Source organism: Nitratireductor sp. OM-1 (assembly GCF_003296175.1).
In the GTDB taxonomy this organism is placed as follows: Bacteria; Pseudomonadota; Alphaproteobacteria; order Rhizobiales; family Rhizobiaceae; genus Nitratireductor; species Nitratireductor aquimarinus.
In genome coordinates this window covers 1,921,797-1,941,453 of record NZ_CP029208.1, presented here as the reverse complement: position 1 = coordinate 1,941,453, position 19,657 = coordinate 1,921,797, and the positions used below count along the sequence as shown (strand labels likewise).

The 19,657-nt window shown below is 62.8% G+C and carries 18 protein-coding genes; 11 read left to right on the top strand and 7 right to left on the bottom strand.

The annotated features are described in order from the left end of the window. Positions 1 to 44: 44 nt before the first annotated feature. The 5 genes from DEJ54_RS09145 to DEJ54_RS09125 are packed head-to-tail and all read right to left on the bottom strand — an operon-like array spanning position 45 to position 4,508. Entirely contained in the window at positions 45 to 785 is a 741-nt protein-coding gene (locus tag DEJ54_RS09145; protein ID WP_113154288.1) for a metallophosphoesterase family protein, read from the bottom strand. Between the two features lie 3 nt (positions 786 to 788). Then, a complete protein-coding gene (locus DEJ54_RS09140; protein WP_113154287.1) occupies positions 789 to 1,463 on the bottom strand; it encodes a lactate utilization protein in 675 nt (224 codons plus the stop codon). Beyond that, positions 1,460 to 2,899: a LutB/LldF family L-lactate oxidation iron-sulfur protein gene (locus DEJ54_RS09135; protein ID WP_113154286.1), complete on the bottom strand. Its 1,440-nt coding sequence runs from the start codon at positions 2,897 to 2,899 to the stop codon at positions 1,460 to 1,462. Before DEJ54_RS09135 ends, DEJ54_RS09140 begins: the two co-directional genes overlap by 4 nt. Beyond that, positions 2,899 to 3,672, bottom strand: coding sequence for a (Fe-S)-binding protein (locus tag DEJ54_RS09130; RefSeq protein ID WP_113156185.1), 774 nt, complete (start codon positions 3,670 to 3,672; stop codon positions 2,899 to 2,901). Before DEJ54_RS09130 ends, DEJ54_RS09135 begins: the two co-directional genes overlap by 1 nt. Before the next feature lie 50 nt (positions 3,673 to 3,722). Next, positions 3,723 to 4,508, bottom strand: coding sequence for an FCD domain-containing protein (locus DEJ54_RS09125; protein ID WP_113154285.1), 786 nt, complete (start codon positions 4,506 to 4,508; stop codon positions 3,723 to 3,725). Between the two features lie 211 nt (positions 4,509 to 4,719). Between DEJ54_RS09125 and DEJ54_RS09120 the strand changes: the two genes are divergently transcribed. The 5 genes from DEJ54_RS09120 (at position 4,720) to glcF (ending at position 10,939) form a co-directional block, all read left to right on the top strand. Then, positions 4,720 to 6,135: a DUF3422 family protein gene (locus tag DEJ54_RS09120; protein ID WP_245447762.1), complete on the top strand. Its 1,416-nt coding sequence runs from the start codon at positions 4,720 to 4,722 to the stop codon at positions 6,133 to 6,135. 78 nt (positions 6,136 to 6,213) lie between these two features. Next, positions 6,214 to 7,710, top strand: a complete 1,497-nt coding sequence (locus DEJ54_RS09115) for an FAD-linked oxidase C-terminal domain-containing protein (RefSeq protein ID WP_113154284.1) — start codon at positions 6,214 to 6,216, stop codon at positions 7,708 to 7,710. A gap of 76 nt (positions 7,711 to 7,786) precedes the next feature. Continuing rightward, the gene (glcE, locus tag DEJ54_RS09110; RefSeq protein WP_113154283.1) at positions 7,787 to 8,995 is read left to right on the top strand and encodes a glycolate oxidase subunit GlcE; all 1,209 of its coding nucleotides are present in this window, start codon (positions 7,787 to 7,789) and stop codon (positions 8,993 to 8,995) included. A 43-nt stretch (positions 8,996 to 9,038) separates the two neighbouring features. Then, entirely contained in the window at positions 9,039 to 9,419 is a 381-nt protein-coding gene (locus tag DEJ54_RS09105; RefSeq protein WP_113154282.1) for a hypothetical protein, read from the top strand. A 143-nt stretch (positions 9,420 to 9,562) separates the two neighbouring features. Next, positions 9,563 to 10,939 carry a glycolate oxidase subunit GlcF gene (glcF, locus tag DEJ54_RS09095; RefSeq protein ID WP_113154281.1) on the top strand — a complete coding sequence of 459 codons (1,377 nt, stop codon included), beginning with the start codon at positions 9,563 to 9,565 and terminating at the stop codon, positions 10,937 to 10,939. Positions 10,940 to 11,332: 393 nt separating this feature from the next. On the opposite strand, the gene DEJ54_RS09090 is transcribed toward glcF, so the two are convergent. Beyond that, complete coding sequence (locus tag DEJ54_RS09090) at positions 11,333 to 12,142, bottom strand: L,D-transpeptidase (RefSeq protein ID WP_113154280.1); 810 nt, start codon at positions 12,140 to 12,142, stop codon at positions 11,333 to 11,335. A 264-nt stretch (positions 12,143 to 12,406) separates the two neighbouring features. On the opposite strand from DEJ54_RS09090, the gene DEJ54_RS09085 reads away from it, so the two are divergent. The 3 genes from DEJ54_RS09085 (at position 12,407) to groL (ending at position 15,261) form a co-directional block, all read left to right on the top strand. Continuing rightward, complete coding sequence (locus DEJ54_RS09085; protein ID WP_113154279.1) at positions 12,407 to 13,045, top strand: DNA-3-methyladenine glycosylase I; 639 nt, start codon at positions 12,407 to 12,409, stop codon at positions 13,043 to 13,045. A 211-nt stretch (positions 13,046 to 13,256) separates the two neighbouring features. Beyond that, complete coding sequence (gene groES / locus DEJ54_RS09080) at positions 13,257 to 13,553, top strand: co-chaperone GroES (protein ID WP_113154278.1); 297 nt, start codon at positions 13,257 to 13,259, stop codon at positions 13,551 to 13,553. Between the two features lie 61 nt (positions 13,554 to 13,614). Continuing rightward, complete coding sequence (groL, locus tag DEJ54_RS09075; RefSeq protein ID WP_113154277.1) at positions 13,615 to 15,261, top strand: chaperonin GroEL; 1,647 nt, start codon at positions 13,615 to 13,617, stop codon at positions 15,259 to 15,261. A gap of 83 nt (positions 15,262 to 15,344) precedes the next feature. On the opposite strand, the gene DEJ54_RS09070 is transcribed toward groL, so the two are convergent. Continuing rightward, on the bottom strand, positions 15,345 to 16,388 hold the full coding sequence (locus tag DEJ54_RS09070; protein WP_222473814.1) for a calcium:proton antiporter: 1,044 nt from the start codon (positions 16,386 to 16,388) through the stop codon (positions 15,345 to 15,347). A gap of 312 nt (positions 16,389 to 16,700) precedes the next feature. Here DEJ54_RS09070 and fumC point away from each other — a divergent pair, with 312 nt between their 5' ends. From fumC to DEJ54_RS09055, 3 genes are all read left to right on the top strand, one after another. Then, positions 16,701 to 18,092, top strand: coding sequence for a class II fumarate hydratase (gene fumC / locus DEJ54_RS09065; protein WP_113156183.1), 1,392 nt, complete (start codon positions 16,701 to 16,703; stop codon positions 18,090 to 18,092). Between the two features lie 200 nt (positions 18,093 to 18,292). Further along, on the top strand, positions 18,293 to 18,676 hold the full coding sequence (locus DEJ54_RS09060; RefSeq protein ID WP_113154275.1) for a DoxX family protein: 384 nt from the start codon (positions 18,293 to 18,295) through the stop codon (positions 18,674 to 18,676). Positions 18,677 to 18,887: 211 nt separating this feature from the next. Then, entirely contained in the window at positions 18,888 to 19,649 is a 762-nt protein-coding gene (locus tag DEJ54_RS09055) for a TVP38/TMEM64 family protein (RefSeq protein ID WP_113154274.1), read from the top strand. The last annotated feature ends 8 nt before the right edge of the window (positions 19,650 to 19,657 follow it).

The window sequence follows — 19,657 nt, the reverse complement described above, 5'->3', positions numbered from 1 at the left end:
CAGCCAAACAGCGCGCTCAGTCGTGATCCCACAGGCCGCCTTCCTCAACAGGCGGCCTCGATCAGCACTTTCTCCCGACCTTCCATTCTGAGAGCCGTCAACCGGCCGGTGTGCCATGCGCCCGTGTCGAGATTGACCCGGTTGCTGCAAATCTCCGGCGCGCGCACCGGCGTGTGCCCGTGTACAATCAGCTTGGGATGCAGCCCCTCATGCGCGTGAAATGCACGCCTGATCCAGATGAGGTCGTCGGGCGTCTGATCTTCCAGCGGTACGCCCGGACGAATGCCGGCGTGGCAGAAGAAGAAATCACCGAACGAAACGGAATATGGCAGGGTCGCGAGCAAGGCCCTGTGCCGCTGCGGCACCGCGCGCACCAGGGCCGCATGCCCCGGCTCCATCGCTTCGCGTGAGGTCAGATCGATTTCCACGCCATAGGAAAGCGCCGTCTCGAACCCGCCATGGCAGGAGAAGAGACCGAACGGATCGGGGTTCGACAGGAAGTCGAGGAACCCCACATCATGATTGCCGGCGAGCGCGATGACCCGCGGGTCGCTCTCGCGCAGATTAGCGAGATATTCGAGCACCCCGCGCGAATTGGAGCCGCGATCCACGTAATCGCCCAGATAGATGATGCGCCAGTCGGCAGGCCTGTCATGGAGAATTTCCTCCATGAGCCGCGCATGCATCGCGGCCAGCAGATCATGCCGGCCGTGAATGTCGCCCACCGCATAGAGGCGCATGCCCTCCGGCGTCGAAGCCTCATTGCAGGAGACCCCGACCGCCATGGATCACCCGTCGACGACGATGATGTGCAGGGCGCGCGGACCGTGCGCGCCAAGCAGCATGGTCTGCTCGATATCGCCCGACCGCGATGGCCCGGTGATGAGATTGAGAACCCTGGGCATTTCACCTCTGCCGTATTTGCGCCGCACGCGGGAAATCACCGTTTCAAGATCGCCGGCAATGTCCTTCGCATCAACGACGATGACATGGTGATCGGGCACAAAATTGACCGTCGTGGGATTATCCTTGCCCGAAGGCAGGGCAAGCGTGCCGCTTTCCGCAATGCCGGCGAGTGCGTGGCTGACGCCCACTTCATCCTGCGGTTCGGCGCGCCCATGCTTCACCTCAAGCGACTTCTGGCTCGCCCAGTCCATGCGTTTGAGGCGTTTGTCGTCGCCCATGCGCACGCTGGGCGCAAGGTTCTTGGAGCGCAGATAATGGGTGACGGCTTTCGGCACGTCATCGGCGCTACCGACCCGCTCGACGGTGGCCGTCACGGCCTCGGCCATGCTGCAGAACAGGGCAATCCGCGCCTCGCCTTCCAGCTGGCCGCGCGCCGGGATCAACCCGCGGGGCGGCTTGGCGAGGCGTTTTTCAACGGCTTCGCGCCGCGCATGATCGCTGGCGGAAACAGACGCTGCCGAACGCAGCTTGCCCAAAATGGCTTCGCGCGCACTCATACCGCGCTCCTTTCAGATTTGCCGGCCTCGCGGTCGCGCCATTGCTGCATGAAGGTGCGGCTTTCGGGCGCCGGCAGATCGCGGTGCCGCGTCCAGCCGCCCGCAAAGGGCAGCGAACGGAACCAGCCGCGCCGTCCGGCAAACCCGGAAAGCGTGGGGATCGCCATCGACGCAGCCAGACGATAGAGCTTCGGGCGGCGGGCGAAGAACGCCCAGAAGCCGAGGCCGAAACGCTGCGCCGCCGGGTTGAGCCCCCGCTCGAACTCGCGCTCGCGCCAGTTGCGCATCATGCGCGGCAGCGGGATCTGCATCGGGCAGACGGATTCGCAGCGCCCGCAGAAAGTGGAAGCGTTGGGCAGATGCCCCGCCTTGTCGACGCCCACAAGCGAGGGCGTGAGCACCGAGCCCATCGGCCCCGGATAGACCCAGCCATACGCATGGCCGCCGACCGCGTGATAGACCGGACAATGGTTCATGCACGCGCCGCAGCGAATGCAGCGCAGCATCTCATGAAACTCCGTGCCGAGCATGGAGGAGCGCCCATTGTCGAGCAGGATGACGTGATACTCGTCCGGCCCGTCGGGATCGTCCGGGCGGCGCGGCCCGGTGGAGAGCGTGGTGTAGACGCTCATGTCCTGACCGGTGGCCGAACGGGCGAGCACGCGCAGGATCTGGCTTGCATCTTCCAGCGTCGGCACCACCTTCTCGATGGAGGCGACGACGATGTGAATGCGCGGCAGCGTCTGTGTCAGATCGCCATTGCCCTCATTGGTGACAATGATCGACGTGCCGGTTTCGGCCACCAGGAAATTGGCGCCCGTGATGCCGACATCGGCCTGAAAATACTGCGGCCGCAGGATGTTTCGCGCCTCGCCGAGCAGGGATTCGGGCTGCGACAGGTCGCGCTCCGGCGGAAGCTCGGTGTGAACGCGCCGGAAATCTTCTTCCACCTGTTCCTTGTTCAAATGCAGCGCCGGGCCGATGATGTGGCTCGGATGCTCGCCGCGAAGCTGGATGATGTATTCGCCCAGATCCGTCTCGACCGGGCGCACGCCTTCCTTTTCGAGGAAATCGTTGAGCGCGATCTCCTCCGTGATCATCGACTTGCCCTTGGTAACCGTGCGCGCGCCGGCCGCGCGGCAGATGCTGAGCACCGCCTGACGGGCATCCTCGGCCGTTTCGGCCCAGTGCACCCGACCGCCCGACGCAATCACCTTGCGCTCATAGGCTTCCAGATAAAGGTCGAGATGTTCGAGCGTGTGATCCTTGATCGCGCGCGCCGAGGAGCGCAGCTCGTCGAACTCAGGCAGTGCATCGACCGCCTTCCGGCGCTTGGAGACAAAGCCGACCTTGGCCTTGCCCATGGCGCGCTGCAACTGCTCGTCGGCCATTGCCTTGCGCGCTTTTTCCTTGAACTGCGGAGACTGTACCTCCATCAGCGTCCTCCCCCGCCGATTGCCGGCTTGTCGGTCATGCCGGCCAGAACCTCGGCCACGTGACGTACCTCAACCTTGCTGCCCTGACGGTGCAGCTTGCCTGCCATGTTCATGAGACAGCCCAGATCGCCCGCGAGCAGCATGTCCGCCTCGGCGCCCTCGATGCTGACCGTCTTTTCCTCAACGATCTTGTTGGAGATGTCGGGATATTTGACGCAGAACGTGCCGCCGAAACCGCAGCAGACATCCGGGTTCTGCATCTCTTTGAGTTCCAGCCCCTCGATGGAAGACAGAAGCTGGCGCGGCTGCGTGCGGATGCCAAGCTCGCGCAGACCCGAACAGGAATCGTGATAGGTGACGCTGCCCTCATGGCTGACCGGCACCGACGCGACGCCCAGCACATCGACCAGAAAGCTCACCAGCTCATGCACCCGGCCCGAAAAGGCTTCGGCCCGCGCCTCGAAGGGCGTGCCCTTGAGGAGCGCCGGATAATGCTTCTTGAGCATGCCGGCGCAGGAGCCCGAAGGCGCGACCACATAATCGAAATCCTCGAAGGCCTCGATGGTCTGGCGCGCAATGGCGGCTGCGTCTTCCCTGTCGCCGGAATTATAGGCCGGCTGGCCGCAGCAGGTTTGCGCCATGGGCACCTCGACGGTGCAGCCGGCGTCTTCCAGCAGCTTCACGGCGGCAAAGCCGACGCTAGGCCTGAACAGGTCCACCAGGCAGGTGACGAACAGGCCGACGCGCTTCGGTGAGGTGCTTTCTTCTTTCAACGGTTCTTCTTTCGCTGGCTTGAATTGTTCGGCAGGGCCGGTTGGCTTGCTCATTGTTCCGCAACCTCTCCGCCGCGCTGATGGAGACGCAGCCGCGAGATGCGCTGCCAGTCGCCCGATCGCTCGGCCTGAAAGGTGGCTTTTTCGACGAAATCGATATGCGCGACCGCAGCCGCACGCGCTGCCTCGGGATTTCCCGCGACAATTGCGTCATGGATCGCCCGGTGCTGGGCAAGCAGCGTGTTGCGCGCATCCGGCAGTTCGTAAATGCGGGCGCGGTTCAGAAACACGCCATCCGACAGAAGCCGGTAGCAGGCGCGCAGCGTGTGCAGGAGCACGATGTTGTGCGCGCACTCGCCCACCGCATTGTGAAACTCCACATCGCAGGCCGCTTCCGCCTCGAAATCCTCGGAAGCATGCGCCGTATCCATGCGCTTCATGATGGCCTGCAGGAGAACCAGATCCTCCGGCGTCGCGCGCCGCGCCGCAAACTCGGCGGCGACGGCCTCCATCTCACGGCGATATTCCAGATAATCGGCGGTCGCCTTGCGATGGGTGGCGATGAGTTCGCGCACCGGCGTGGTGAAAACCTGCCCGATAATGTCGGCCACATAGGTGCCGCCGCCATGGCGGGTGAGGATCAGGCCGCGCTCTTCAAGCATCTTCAGCGCTTCACGCAGGATCGGACGCGACACGTCGAGCTGACGCGCAAGATCACGCTCGCCCGGCAGCCTGTCGCCATCGCGCAGAACGCCTTCGAGGATCAGCGTCTCGATCTGCCGGATGACGCCATCCGCCGTGCGGGCATGCTCAATTCTGGAAAAAACTGCTTCCACCGGCCCTTGCCGCTCTCGTGTGCCGTTCTCGTCTGCCGTTCTCGGCGCTCAAACGCTTTCGTGAGACGGAGAATAACGCAAGCCCGCCAAACTGGTCAATTTCTTTGTCCAATAATTAGACTATCAGCCAATGGCATTCGCGCATTGCGCCCTGTGCAAAGCCGGTAGCATACTTGCGAAAGGTCCATCCTGATGCAGACGGCAAGGCGCAATGAGCCAAAAAAATGGGGAACAGCTTGTCGCGATAGGCGCAGACAAGACAAGGAAAGACAAGACCGGGAAAGACAGGACTGGGAATGACAGGACTGGGGAATCGCCTCTCGAAACACTGGTGACCGGCAGCGTTCTGGGCTTTCCCGCCCATGACGGGCGCGCTGGCGCACTGGGCGAAGTGCATGCGCGCCCGCACGCGCTTCTGGAAGCCCCGCGGCTGATCATTCAGCTCTCCTTCATGACCGAAGGCGGCTCGGCGGTGGATCAGGCCGTGCTGGCCGATCTGTCGCGCCGGCTTGGCGTGGCCCCGCCACAGACCAATGCGCGCCACCACGCCATGAAGTGGGGCAAGGGCACGCTGCGCTGGGAGCGCCATACGGAATTTTCGAGCTATCAGTGGGATTGCCCGATTTCGCCGCGCACCGGCAAGCCGCTTGAGGAATCCCCCTTCGGCAACGGCTTCAGCCCGCCCGGCACGGCCATTTCCGGCACGCGCGTGGAGATCCGCAAATGGACGGGCGCGACGGAAAAGCTGGTCAGCGCCTTCGATCCGGCAAGCCTTGGCTATTCGGTGGTGGAAGGCGGACGCGCTGCCGTGGCCACGGATTTCCGGCAGGATGGCGACGGGCTGACCCGCATCCTGGTCCTCGAAAAGGATCTGGCACCGGCCCGTATCGGCGCGCTCTCGCAGCGCCTGATCGACATCGAGACCTATCGCACGCTCGCCATGCTTGGCCTGCCACTGGCGCAATCGCTTTCGCCGCGCCTGCGCCGCATGGAAGACCAGCTGGCCGCGCTGACCGCGCGCATGCGCCAGCGCGACAGGCATGACAGCCAGGAGCTTCTGGGCGAACTGACGGAACTTGCAGCCGAGCTGGAAGCGGACGCCGCGGCCAGCCTCTATCGCTTTGGCGCAAGCCGCGCCTATCACGGCATTGTCGAGGAGCGGCTCGAAACGCTGAGCGAAGCCCCCATGGCCGGCTACGAAACCTGGGCCGCCTTTCTGCAGCGCCGCGTTGCGCCCGCCATGCGCACCTGCCGCTCGGTGGAAGAGCGCCAGGCCAATCTTTCGCGCAAGCTGACGCGCGCCGCAAACCTGCTCAGAAGCTGGGTGGACGTGGAAGTGGAGCGCCAGAACCGCGATCTGCTCGCCTCCATGAACCGCCGTGCGCAATTGCAGCTTCGCCTGCAACAGACGGTGGAAGGCCTCTCCGTGGCTGCCATCTCCTATTATGTGGTGGGGCTGGTCGGCTATGTGGCCAAGGGCGCAAAGCCCGCACTCCCCGGCATTTCGAGCGAGGTTATCACCGCCGCCGCCGTTCCCGTGGCCGTTTTGTGCATCTGGCTTCTGGTGCGGCGCATCCGCCGCCACCACGCCCGCGAGGACGCCAGCATCGGCACCGAGGCGGATTGACGCAGGCACGCTTTCCAAGCAGCATTTACAGAACCACCAACACACTGGTAAATTGAATGAACCAGTGAGGGAGTTCTGATGTCCGGCCTGAAAATGCCGCAGGCGAATGCGGCAACCCTGAAGAAGCGTGCGGAAATCATTGCCGACATGCGCATCATCGTGCCTGGCGAGGGCGTGGTGGATGCGCAGAACGAAATGCGCGCCTTCGAGAGCGACGGGCTGACCGCCTATCGCCAGATGCCGCTTGTCGTTGTCCTGCCTGAAACGACGGCGCAGGTGTCGCGTATCCTGAAATATTGCCATGAGCGCGATATCCGCGTCGTGCCGCGCGGCTCGGGCACCTCGCTTTCCGGCGGCGCGCTGCCGCTTGAAGACGCGGTGCTTCTGGTGATGAGCCGCTTCAACCGCATTCTCGACATCGATTACGCCAACCGCGCCGTGGTTGCGCAGCCGGGCGTCACCAATCTGGGCATCACCCACGCGGTCGAGCAGGCGGGCTTTTATTATGCGCCGGACCCCTCCTCGCAGATCGCCTGTTCCATCGGCGGCAATGTGGCGGAGAATTCCGGCGGCGTGCACTGCCTGAAATACGGTTTGACCGCCAACAATGTTCTCGGCATCGAGATGGTGCTGATGAATGGCGACGTGATCCGGCTCGGCGGCAAGCATCTGGATGCCGAGGGCTATGACCTGCTCGGCCTGATGACCGGCTCGGAAGGCCTGCTCGGTGTGGTGACAGAGGTTACCGTGCGCATCCTCCAGAAGCCGGAAACGGCACGCGCGCTTCTGATCGGCTTTCCCTCAAGCGAGGAAGCGGGCCAGTGCGTGGCCGAGATCATCGGCGCGGGCATCATTCCAGGCGGGATGGAAATGATGGACGGCCCGGCCATCCGCGCCGCCGAGGACTTTGTTCATGCGGGTTATCCGCTCGATGTTGAAGCGCTTCTGATTGTCGAGCTTGATGGACCGCAGGCAGAAGTCGACCACCTGATCGACCGGGTGGAAACGATTGCCCGCCAGAACGGCGCGACCACCAGCCGCGCCTCCACGTCCGACGAGGAGCGCGCCGTGTTCTGGGCCGGGCGCAAGGCCGCCTTCCCGGCGGTGGGCCGCATCTCGCCTGATTATTACTGCATGGACGGCACGATCCCCCGCAAGCAATTGCCACGGGTTCTGGCAGGCATGCGCGCGCTGTCTGAAAAATACGGGCTGCGCGTCGCCAATGTGTTCCATGCCGGCGACGGCAATCTTCATCCGCTCATTCTCTATGACGCCAACAGGCCGGGCGAACTAGAGAAGGCCGAGGATTTCGGCGCGGACATTCTGCGCCTCTGCGTCGAGGTGGGCGGGGTTCTGACCGGAGAGCACGGCGTCGGCGTGGAGAAGCGCGACCTGATGCCGGAAATGTTCACCGAAGATGATCTGAACCAGCAGATCCGCGTGAAATGCGCGTTCGATCCGGGCCACCTTCTGAACCCGGGCAAGGTGTTTCCGCAATTGCATCGCTGCGCCGAGCTTGGTCGCATGCACATTCATCGCGGCCAGATGCCGTTTCCGGAACTGGAGCGGTTCTGAGCATGGCCTTCATGGAATTGTTTGACGCAGGCGCCGGCATCCGGCCCTGCCCGGCCCTTTTCGGGAGTGTGTCGCCGTGACCGTTTTTCTGCCCAACACTGCCGAAGAGGTTCTGGAGACGGTGCGCTGGGCCGTTTCGGAAGAAGCGCCGCTTGAGGTGGTCGGCCATGGATCGAAGCGCGGCATCGGCCAGCCGGTGCAGACGGCGCACACGCTCGACCTGTCGAAGCTGACAGGCGTCACGCTTTACGAGCCGGAAGAGCTGGTGCTCTCGGCGCGCGCCGGCACGCCCGTTGCCGAGATCGAGGCGCTGCTTCGCGAGCATAATCAGGAACTCGCCTTCGAGCCCATGGATTACGGCCCGCTTTTTGGCGGAGAACCGGGACGCGGCACGCTGGGCGGACTGCTTGCGGCCAATCTTGCCGGCCCGCGCCGCCTCAAGGCGGGCGCCGCGCGCGACCACGTGCTTGGCGTTCATGCGGTTTCGGGCCGTGGCGAGGGCTTCAAATCGGGCGGGCGCGTGGTGAAGAACGTGACCGGCTACGACCTCTCCAAGGGGCTCGCCGGCTCCTGGGGCACGCTGGCGGTGGCTACCGACATCACCATGAAAGTTCTGCCGGCTGCCGAAACGGAAACGACCTTCTGCATCGCCGGGCTGGACGATGCGGCGGCGACGCAGGCCATGGCCATCGCCATGGGGTCGAGCGCCGAGGTTTCGGGCGCTGCCCATCTGCCAGAAGGCGTGGTGGGCCGCTTCATTGATGGCGGGTTTTCCGGAGGCGGGCAGACCGTGCTGCGGGTGGAAGGGTTCGGCCCTTCGGTTGCCTATCGCATCGACCTTCTGTCGCGGCTTCTGGGCAACCATGGAAGCGCCGAGACGCTCGATGAAGCTGCTTCGCGCAGGCTGTGGCGCGAAATCCGCGACGGCCATCCCTTTGCCGACGGCTCGCCGGCCCCGGTCTGGCGCGTTTCGGTCACGCCGTCGCGCGGGCATGAACTGGTAGACGCCTTCCGGCGCGCTGCCGGCGCCAACGTCTATTATGACTGGCAGGGCGGCCTGATCTGGATGCGCATGGAAGCGGACCCCGAAGCGGAGATCCTGCGCAAGATGATCGCTCATCTGGGTGGGGGCCATGCAACGCTGGTGCGCGCGCCGTTTGCGATGCGCGCTGCGACGCCGGTTTTCGAGCCTCAGCCGGCCCCGCTTGCCGCCCTTTCAGCGCGCCTGAAAGAACAGTTCGATCCTCAGAAAATCCTCAACCCCGGTCGCATGGATTTCACCTGAACCCGTGATAGATTGCCGCCGAAACGCAACGAGGGCGAAAAACATGAGCGATATGCAACCACAACAGAATGAAGGCCGCAAATCAGATGGCTGGCTCGAGCCGGGGCCAACCAATGTGCAGGTTATCTACATTCTCTATCTTGTCGGCTTCGTGATCGGCATCTCCACCCTGGTGGGCATCGTGCTTGCCTATCTGAACCGCGGCAAGGCAACCGGCTGGGTGGAAACCCACTACACCTGGGCCATCCGCACCTTCTGGATCGGTCTGCTCTTCGGCTTCGTTTCCGCGCTGCTGATGGTGATCGGCATCGGCTTCCTGCTGATGATCGCGGTCGCAATCTGGGCCGTGGTGCGCTGCGTCATCGGCCTGCAGGCGGTGGGCCGCAACGAACCGATCAAGAACCCGCAAAGCTGGCTGATCTAGATCGCCTTGCGTCCATCCGGACGCATACTAGATCGCCGGGCGTCCATCCGGGCGCATAAAGGACGATCCAAACCATGGAGAGAGCATCGGAATATCCGAAAACCGGTTTCCGCTTTTCGGTCCGATGCTCCAGAAGGTACGCCGTGCAGACCAATTTCACCCCTGAGCAGCTTTCCGATCCGCATGTCGCGGAGGCGGAATCGATCCTGCGCAAATGCGTGCACTGCGGCTTCTGCACGGCGACCTGCCCAACCTATGTCACGCTCGGCAATGAGCTCGACAGTCCGCGCGGGCGCATCTACCTGATCAAGGACATGCTGGAAAATGGCCGGGCGGCCGACCGGGAAATCGTCACCCATGTCGACCGCTGCCTTTCGTGCCTTGCCTGCATGACCACCTGCCCTTCGGGCGTGAACTACATGCATCTGGTGGATCACGCCCGGACGCATATCGAAAAGACCTATCGCCGGCCTTTGCTCGACCGGCTGACCCGCTCCCTTCTGGCGCAGATCCTGCCCTATCCCGCACGCTTCCGCGCGGCGCTGAAACTCGCCCGCGTCGGGCGTCCCTTTGCGGGTCTCTTTCGCAGGGTTCCGGGCATGAAGCCTGTCGCGGCCATGCTCGACCTGGCTCCGGGAAGCCTGCCGCAGGCAAAAGATGAACGCGTGACCGTTTCGGGAGAGAAGCGTGGCCGCATCGCGCTTCTGACCGGCTGCGCGCAATCCGTGCTTGATCCGGGCATCAATGCGGCAACGGCCCGGCTGCTCGCACGCCTCGGCGTGGAGACGGTGCAGAACCCCGAAGGCGAAGGCTGCTGCGGCGCGCTGGTGCACCATATGGGCAAGGAAGACGCAGCGCTTGAAGCAGCGCGGCGCAATGTCGATGCCTGGATGCGCGAGATCGAAGGCGGCGGGCTTGATGCGATCGTCATCACCGCGTCCGGCTGCGGCACCACCGTCAAGGATTACGGCCATATGCTGCGGCTTGATCCGGACTATGCTGACAAGGCAGCCCGCGTGGCCGCACTTGCCATGGACATCACCGAATATCTTGCAACGCTCGACCTGCCGGAGCCGGTGATCGCGCCCGGCATCACGGTCGCCTATCATTCCGCCTGCTCCATGCAGCACGGGCAGAAGATCACCCGCCAGCCGCGCGAACTCCTGCGCAATGCCGGCTTTGTGGTGCGCGAGCCGCGCGAGGGGCATCTGTGCTGCGGCTCGGCGGGCACCTACAACATTCTCCAGCCGGAGATCGCCGCGAAACTGCGCGACCGCAAGGTCTCGAACATCGAGGCCACCGGCGCGTCCGTGATCGCCACCGGCAATATCGGCTGCATGACCCAGATCGGCTCCGGCACCGACACGCCCATCACGCATACGGTGGAGCTTCTGGACTGGGCCTATGGCGGCCCGAAACCGGCCGGCATTCGCGATGTCAGCGCGCCGGCGACAGAGACATCGGCAGAGACTGGGGCAATGACTGGGGCAATGACTGGGGCAATGACTGCCGCAGAATGAGAAAAGGGCGATGCTCCCCCAAGCACCGCCCTTCTCCATGAGCCCGGCAGTCCCCTTGCCAGGCGTCCCCCATTCCTGAGGAGCATCGGAGCAATCCGATGTTCTAGATCGCCGTGCGTCCATCTGGACGCACCAAGGACGATCTACACTTTTACTTGGGCATCGGATTAACCCGAAAACCGGTTTCCACTTTTCGGTCCGATGCTCTAGATCGCCGTGCGTCCATCTGGACGCACTAAGGACGATCTACACTTTTACTTGGGCATCGGATTAACCCGAAAACCGGTTTCCACTTTTCGGTCCGATGCTCTAGATCGCCGTGCGTCCATCTGGACGCACTAAGGACGATCTACATTTTTACTGGAGCATCGGAGCAATCCGATGCTCTGCCGGTCAGATAACCACCACTTTGGCACCGACCGGAATGCTCTCGTAAAGCTCGATCACATCCTCATTGCGCATGCGGATGCAGCCGGATGAAACGGCGCGCCCGATGGTCCACGGCGCGTTGGTGCCGTGAATGCGGTAAAGCGTCGATCCGAGATAGAGCGCGCGCGCGCCCAGCGGGTTGGCCGGTCCGCCCTTCATATGCGCCGGCAGGATGCGCCCCTTCGCCCGCTCACGGGCGATCATTTCGGCAGGCGGCCGCCAGTCCGGCCACTGGCGCTTCTGGGAAACGGTTTCCGTTCCCGTCCAGCCAAAGCCTTCCTTGCCCACGCCGACGCCATAGCGCTTCGCCTTCCCGCCCTTCATGACGAGATAGAGAAAGCGCTGCTTGGTATCGACCACGATCGTGCCCGGCGCCTGACTGGTGCGATAGTCGACGATCTGGGGCAGCCATTTCGGATCGCTCATGCGCCAGGCGCGCTCGCTGGCCCGCGGCGTGTAGGCGACCTGCTGCCCGGGAGCCGCCTGTACGCTGGGCGCGGGCACGACGACACGCTGCCGGTTCGCCTGATAATCGCGGCGGGCATTGGAGCGGCGCGGCGTGTTGCGCGCACGCTGATAGGTCCGATACTCCTGTGCCTGATGTGAGCGCTGGGCGGTCTGAACAGGTGCGCGACGCAACTGCATGACCCAGGGCGCGGAAAGATCAGGACTGACGAGAACCGGCGGCGGCTCCACATAACGGTCCTGGGCATGCGCCCCCCAGGAAAACAGCAGCGCGACAGCAATGCCTGCCGCAGACATCATCGACTTCATGACAAGTTTCTCTCTACCATTCGTCTTTGACTAACGTATCCACATCGTTTGCAGGAAACGGGTGGCGGCGATGAGCAAGCACAACCTAGGCGCTTGTTCGTGTCAGGATGCTGACTCCAAGCAGCAACCGAATGGTGAATCCAGGTCCGTAAAATGCCATGTTTCGTGAAAACCATTTGGCGTGGTTACCGGCGCGTTCAGAATTCTGGTGAACTTTGCGTTAAACCGGGCTGATTTCACATTAACCAAAGGATTTCGAGGCAGATGAGCGAAGAGAAGACGGGATTGATCCAGAGCGCCGACGGCAAGACCCGCTGCTTCTGGCCAGGCGAACTGCCCGACTATCTGGAGTATCACGACCGCGAATGGGGCCGGCCCGTGAGCGACGACCACCGCCTGTTCGAAAAGATCTGCCTCGAAGGTTTCCAGTCCGGCCTGTCCTGGCTGACCATCCTGCGCAAACGCGAGAACTTTCGTGAAGCCTTCGACGGGTTCGACTTCGAGCGCGTTGCCCGTTTTACGGAAAAGGATGTCGAGCGGCTTCTGGGCAATGCCGGCATTGTGCGCCACGGCGGCAAGATCCGCTCCACCATCAACAATGCGCAGCGCGCCATTGAAGTGTGCGAGAAGGAAGGATCGCTCGCCCGTTATTTCTGGAGCTTTGAGCCGCAGCCGGATGAACGCCCCGACCTCGTCGACTACAAGACGCTCATCGCCAATCCCAAAACAGAGATCTCGACGCGGATTTCCAAGGATCTGAAGAAAAGAGGCTGGTCCTTTGTCGGCCCGACCACGGTCTACGCCTTCATGCAGGCGATGGGGCTCGTCAACGATCACATAGAGGGCTGCGCCTGCCGCGCAGAGGTGGAAAAGGAGCGGCAGGCTTTCCGCAGGCCCGTCTGAAGCGTGATCCCTGCCTGCCAGCCTGCGATAAAGACGGGCGAACGCAAAAAATGTGTCGCTGAGCCTGATCGAAAATCTTGACTCACCAGCAGGCGCTTACTATCTCAAATCCGCGTTAGCACTCTCCAAAAGGGAGTGCTAATGACGTGTCCGGCACCCGCCGGACGGAGGAAAAGCCTAATTCATCATCCGAATCAAGGGTTCAGAGAACATGGCCAACACGAACTTTCGCCCGCTTCATGACCGTGTGGTCGTCCGCCGGGTAGAGTCTGAAGAAAAGACCGCAGGTGGCATCATCATCCCGGACACCGCCAAGGAAAAGCCGCAGGAAGGCGAGATCGTCGCTGTCGGTTCCGGTGCGCGTGACGAGGCTGGCAAGCTGGTCGCGCTGGACGTCAAGGCAGGCGACCGCGTCCTGTTCGGCAAGTGGTCCGGCACCGAAGTGAAGCTCAATGGCGAGGATCTCCTGATCATGAAGGAATCCGACATCATGGGCATCATCGGCTAACCCACGCCACCAGATCGAAACGGTAACAGAGTTTCTCCAGAAGCTCAGGAGCTAGAGAAATATGGCTGCAAAAGAAGTAAAGTTCGCCCGCGACGCGCGTGAGCGCATGCTCAAGGGCGTGAACATCCTCGCCGACGCTGTGAAGGTGACCCTCGGCCCGAAAGGCCGCAACGTTGTCATCGACAAGTCCTTCGGCGCACCGCGCATCACCAAGGACGGCGTGACGGTTGCCAAGGAAATCGAGCTTGAGGACAAGTTCGAGAACATGGGCGCACAGATGGTGCGTGAAGTCGCTTCCAAGACCAACGACATCGCTGGTGACGGCACGACGACCGCTACGGTTCTCGCTCAGGCAATCGTTCAGGAAGGCGCCAAGGCAGTTGCCGCCGGCATGAACCCGATGGACCTGAAGCGCGGTATCGACAAGGCCGTTGCCGAAGTCGTCGAGTACCTCTCTTCCTCCACGAAGAAGATCAACACCTCCGGTGAAGTTGCTCAGGTCGGCACCATCTCCGCAAACGGTGAAGCAGAGATCGGCGAGATGATCGCCGAGGCCATGCAGAAGGTCGGCAACGAGGGTGTCATCACCGTCGAAGAAGCCAAGACCGCCGAGACCGAGCTTGAAGTGGTCGAGGGCATGCAGTTCGACCGCGGCTACCTCTCCCCGTACTTCGTTACGAACCCGGAGAAGATGATTGCCGAGCTCGAGGATGCATACATCCTGCTCCACGAGAAGAAGCTCTCCAACCTGCAGGCCATGCTGCCGGTTCTGGAATCGGTCGTTCAGTCGTCCAAGCCGCTCATCATCATTGCTGAAGACGTGGAAGGCGAGGCTCTGGCCACGCTCGTCGTCAACAAGCTGCGCGGCGGCCTGAAGATCGCTGCTGTGAAGGCTCCGGGCTTCGGCGACCGCCGCAAGGCCATGCTCGAGGACATCGCGATCCTCACCGGCGGCCAGGTCATCTCCGAAGACCTCGGCATCAAGCTTGAGAACGTCACGCTCGACATGCTCGGCCGCGCGAAGAAGGTTGCGATCTCCAAGGAGAACACGACCATCGTTGACGGTGCAGGTCAGAAGGCCGAGATCGAAGGCCGCGTTGCCCAGATCAAGGCACAGATCGAAGAGACCTCTTCCGATTACGACCGCGAGAAGCTGCAGGAACGTCTTGCGAAGCTCGCAGGCGGCGTTGCCGTGATCCGCGTCGGCGGCTCGACCGAGGTCGAGGTGAAGGAGCGCAAGGACCGCGTCGACGACGCGCTCAACGCGACCCGCGCTGCAGTCGAGGAAGGCATCGTCCCCGGTGGCGGCACCGCGCTTCTGCGTGCATCCGCTCAGATCAAGGCGAAGGGTGACAACCCGGACCAGGACGCTGGCATCAACATCGTGCGCCGCGCCATTCAGGCTCCGGTTCGCCAGATTGCTGCCAACGCAGGTGCCGAGTCCTCCATCGTTGCCGGCAAGATCCTCGAGAACGAGGGTGTTACCTTCGGCTACAACGCCCAGACCGGTGAGTATGGCGACATGATCGCCATGGGCATCGTCGACCCGATGAAGGTTGTCCGCACCGCGCTGCAGGACGCCGCTTCGGTTGCCGGCCTGCTCGTCACCACCGAGGCCATGGTTGCCGAGCTGCCCAAGAAGGACGCTCCGGCAATGCCCGGCGGCGACATGGGCGGCATGGGCGGTATGGGCGGCATGGGCTTCTAAGCCAGTCGCACATCGCTACGATAAAAGAGGGCGCTCCTTTCGGGGCGCCCTTCTTTGTTTGGGACAGTCTTTTGGGGGGGCGCTCAGGGCACCGCCGCCAGAAGCACGAAACAGGCGAAAATCACCAGATGCACCGCCCCCTGCATGATCGTCGTGCGGCCCGTGGCGAGCGTCAGTGTTCCGACGAACAGCGTCAGAACCAGAAGCACGATGTGCTCGGGCTCAAGCCCCAGCGTGATCGGCTTGCCCAGAAACATCGACATGACGGCGATGGTGGGGATCGACAGGCCCACACTGGCGATGGCCGAACCGGTGGCGACATTGAGACTGGTCTGAAGACGGTTTGAGGCTGCCGCGCGCAGCGCCGTCACCCCTTCGGGCAGCAGCACCAGAACGGCGATGATCAGGCCGACAAACGCCTCTGCCAGACCGAGCCCCCGCACGCCCTGCTCCAGCGGGTGCGCCAGCGCCTCTGCAAGCACGATCACCATCAGCAGGGAAAGCGCGAGCATGATGCCGGCGGCGGCTGTCTGCCGCCCCGTGGGACGGCTGTGCATCACCTCGTCCACCACGGCAATGTCGACAAAGTCGCCCCGGTGCCGGACCGTCTGCACGAACAGGAAGACGCCGTAAAGCACCAGAGAGACGACCGTGACGAAGGCGAGCTGCACGGTCGAGTAATACGGCCCCTTCACCGCCAGCGTGAAATCGGGCAGGATCAGCGTCAGCGTGGCCAGCGTGCCAACGACGCTGAACGCGGCAACCGCGCCCTGGCTCTGGAAGGACTGCTCGTGATGGCGCAGCCCGCCGATGAGCAGGCACAGCCCCACCACGCCGTTGAGCACGGTTATCACCGTGGCGAACACCGTGTCGCGCGCCACCGTGCTGTCACCCTCCGAGGGCGAAAGCATCATCGAAATGATGAGCGACGCCTCGATGACCGTGACCGCCACGGCCAGAACGACGGAGCCGAAGGGCTGACCGAGACGCAGCGACAGGATCTCTGCGAAATGGACGGATGAGAAAACGGTCGCGATCAGCAGAACGGCTGCCGGAAGGATGAAGTAAAAGCCGCTCTCGCCGATCAGGTGAAAATGTGCCGCAGCCGCCAGAAGGGCGGCAGCCACGGGAGGTCCGGCGGTTCGCCAGAACCGGGAATGATGCTGGTCTTTCAAAACGTCGTCCCCAAGCAACTCATTATGAAACAAAACGAAATTCCGCCTCGCGGGGCGAGACCTTATGGCGCGTGATAATTCATCGCCGGAAAGAAGAGCAATGGACAGTTTGTCAAAATGGCGGTCGATAGCGCACGGCCTGACCGCCAGCCCATTGCCAAATCCCCTCGCCCGCGCCATTAAACGGCAGCACTTTTCGGGCAGAGCCGGATCAGCACCGCTGCCCCCTTCCCGACGCGCGAATTGACAATGGAGCACGATCGCATGTCCAAGACCCGTACCGAGACAGATACATTCGGCCCGCTTGAGGTCGCCGCCGACCGCTATTGGGGCGCGCAGACGCAGCGGTCGCTGGGCAACTTCAAGATCGGCACCGAGAAAATGCCGGTGCCGCTCGTGCATGCGCTCGGCATCGTCAAGCAGGCAGCCGCCGAAGCCAACATCGAAAACGGCAAGCTCGACCCCAAGCTGGGCGAAGCCATGGTTCAGGCAGCCCGCGAAGTGGTCGAGGGCAAGCTCGACGATCATTTCCCGCTGTCCGTCTGGCAGACCGGTTCCGGCACCCAGTCGAACATGAACACCAATGAGGTGATCTCCAACCGCGCCATCGAGATCCTGGGCGGCGAGATGGGCTCCAAGAAGCCTGTCCACCCCAATGATCACGTCAATATGGGTCAGTCCTCCAACGACACCTTCCCCACCGCCATGCACATTGCTGCGGGACGCGAGGCAGCGGAGAAGCTTCTGCCGGCGCTGCAGTATCTGACCGAAGCGCTCGACGAGAAGGCGAAGGCCTTTGACGGCATCGTCAAGATCGGCCGCACACACACCCAGGACGCCACCCCGCTGACGCTGGGCCAGGAGTTCTCGGGCTATGTGGCGGCGCTGAAATACGGCGCACGCCGGATCGAGGAGAGCCTCGCCGACGTCTACGCGCTGGCGCAGGGCGGCACTGCCGTCGGCACCGGCCTCAACGCGCCCGTCGGCTTTGACAAGGCGTTTGCCGAGAAGGTTGCCAAGATCACCGGCCTGCCCTTCCGCACCGCCGGGAACAAGTTCGAGGCGCTGGCAAGCCATGGCGCACTGAATGCCTTCCACGGCATGCTGAACGCGCTGGCGGCCGATCTCTTCAAGATCGCCAACGACATCCGCTTCCTGGGCTCCGGCCCGCGTTCGGGCCTTGGCGAACTGAAGCTGCCGGAAAACGAACCGGGCTCCTCCATCATGCCCGGTAAGGTGAACCCGACCCAGGCCGAGGCGCTGACCATGGTCGCCACGCAGGTGATGGGCAACCAGACCACCGTCAGCATCGCCGCAAGCCAGGGCCATTTCGAGCTCAACGTGTTCAAGCCGGTCGTGGCCAACGCCGTTCTGCAGTCGATCCGCATTCTCACCGACGCCATGCAGTCCTTCGCAGACAATTGCGTGAAGGGCATCGAGGCCGACGAGACCCGCATTGACGACCTGATGCAGCGTTCGCTCATGCTGGTGACCGCGCTGGCTCCGGCCATCGGTTATGACAATGCGGCGGCCATCGCCAAGTCGGCCCACAAGCACGGCACCACGCTGCGCGAGGAAGCGCTCAAGAGTGGCCTCGTTTCCGAGGACGACTATGAGCGTCTCGTGCGCCCGGAACTGATGATCGCGCCGGCCTGATCGCCGCCGATCGCTTAAGCTCTCTCACCGGCCTGAAAACAAAGCATTTTCGGGCCGGTGATCCGCAATGAGATCACGGCGCTTGCGCTCATTGTCGTCTATTTTGAGAACACAGCGTCACCACTGGGGCAGTTTTTCTACACAATCGCGTCGCGTATATCAGCGTCAACGCATCGTTTGAAAAACATGGAACCCCAGCAATGTCCCAGAACGCAATCATCCTCATCGGCCGTATCCTGATTTCGGTCATCTTCATCATGTCCGGCTTCGGCAAGATCACCGATATCGGCGGCACTGCCGGTTATTTCGGCGCGGTAGGCCTGCCGCTGCCCGTCGTCACCGCCTGGCTCGTCGCCCTTCTCGAACTCGTTGGCGGCCTTGCCATTCTGGTCGGCTTTCAGGCCCGCATCGCAGCCCTCCTTCTGGCGGTCTTCTCCATTGCTTCCGGCCTGGTCGCGCATTTCGACTTCTCCGACCAGATGCAGACCATCATGTTCATGAAGAACCTCTCCATGGCCGGCGGCCTGCTTCTTCTGACCGCTTTTGGCTCCGGCGCTCTGTCGCTGGAACGCGCCAGGGCCTGAACCGGCTACAATCCGCATCTCAGGGAGCCCGCTTTCGAGCGGGCTCTTTTGTTTTTGCCGTTATCCCGGTCTCTTCACGGTTCGGTGAGACCGGCGCGAGATCATCTCAAAAGGCAGTGAGACTGTGTATCTTGCGTTGCACAGACCGGTCTCAACACGCATGTACGGCCATACGCCGCACAAAATGCGTAAGCCCCGCGGAGATCGAAAGATGACGGTGATGCAGACGACAGCGAATGACAGGAACGAGAAACCAAAGCGCTCCCTGCTGAAGCGTCTGGCTCCGCTGTTTGTCGTGGCCGGCGGTCTTCTGGCCGGCTATGCGCTGGGACTGCACGAATATCTCTCGCTCACCTTCCTTTCGGAGAGCCGTGAGGTTCTGCGCGGTTTCGTGGCGCAGAACCCGGTTCTGGCCCCGCTCGGCTTTGCCGTTCTCTATGCGCTCGCCGTCGCCTTCTCCTTTCCCGCCGCGTCCATTCTGACCCTCTTTGCGGGTTTTCTCTTTGGCTGGCTTCTGGGCGGGGCGCTGGTTGCGGTTGCCGCCACGATTGGCGCGTCCGCCGTGTTCCTCGCCGCGCGCGGCGCACTCTCTGGCGTTCTTGCACAAAAGATCGGTGGCCGCGTCTCGCGCATGGCCAGGGGGTTTGAGGACGACGCCTTCAATTATCTTCTGGTGCTGCGGCTCGCGCCGATTTTTCCCTTCTGGGTGGTGAATATCGCGCCCGCGTTGTTCAACGTCTCGTTGCGCACCTATGCAACGGCAACGTTTCTGGGCATTCTGCCGGGCACCTTCGCCTATGCCTATCTGGGCCACGGACTGGACAGCGTTCTGGTCGCCGCAGCTGAGGCCGGGCGGGAAGTGACGCTCGGCGATCTGGTAACGCCGCAGCTAACCCTCGCCTTTGGCGCACTGGCGCTGGTCGCCGCGATCCCGGTCGTGGTGAAGAAACTGCGCCGCTCGCCCGACGCCTGACTGCCCTG

Excerpts from the sequence above, each read along its gene's own strand:
- groL (WP_113154277.1), top strand. The coding sequence starts at position 13,615 with ATGGCTGCAAAAGAAGTAAAGTTCGCCCGCGACGCGCGTGAGCGCATG.
- DEJ54_RS09120 (WP_245447762.1), top strand. The coding sequence starts at position 4,720 with ATGAGCCAAAAAAATGGGGAACAGCTTGTCGCGATAGGCGCAGACAAG.
- DEJ54_RS09090 (WP_113154280.1), bottom strand. The coding sequence starts at position 12,142 with ATGAAGTCGATGATGTCTGCGGCAGGCATTGCTGTCGCGCTGCTGTTT.
- DEJ54_RS09105 (WP_113154282.1), top strand. The coding sequence starts at position 9,039 with ATGAGCGATATGCAACCACAACAGAATGAAGGCCGCAAATCAGATGGC.
- DEJ54_RS09055 (WP_113154274.1), top strand. The coding sequence starts at position 18,888 with ATGACGGTGATGCAGACGACAGCGAATGACAGGAACGAGAAACCAAAG.
- DEJ54_RS09060 (WP_113154275.1), top strand. The coding sequence starts at position 18,293 with ATGTCCCAGAACGCAATCATCCTCATCGGCCGTATCCTGATTTCGGTC.
- DEJ54_RS09140 (WP_113154287.1), bottom strand. The coding sequence starts at position 1,463 with ATGAGTGCGCGCGAAGCCATTTTGGGCAAGCTGCGTTCGGCAGCGTCT.
- DEJ54_RS09145 (WP_113154288.1), bottom strand. The coding sequence starts at position 785 with ATGGCGGTCGGGGTCTCCTGCAATGAGGCTTCGACGCCGGAGGGCATG.
- groES (WP_113154278.1), top strand. The coding sequence starts at position 13,257 with ATGGCCAACACGAACTTTCGCCCGCTTCATGACCGTGTGGTCGTCCGC.
- DEJ54_RS09135 (WP_113154286.1), bottom strand. The coding sequence starts at position 2,899 with ATGGAGGTACAGTCTCCGCAGTTCAAGGAAAAAGCGCGCAAGGCAATG.
- DEJ54_RS09115 (WP_113154284.1), top strand. The coding sequence starts at position 6,214 with ATGTCCGGCCTGAAAATGCCGCAGGCGAATGCGGCAACCCTGAAGAAG.
- fumC (WP_113156183.1), top strand. The coding sequence starts at position 16,701 with ATGTCCAAGACCCGTACCGAGACAGATACATTCGGCCCGCTTGAGGTC.
- DEJ54_RS09085 (WP_113154279.1), top strand. The coding sequence starts at position 12,407 with ATGAGCGAAGAGAAGACGGGATTGATCCAGAGCGCCGACGGCAAGACC.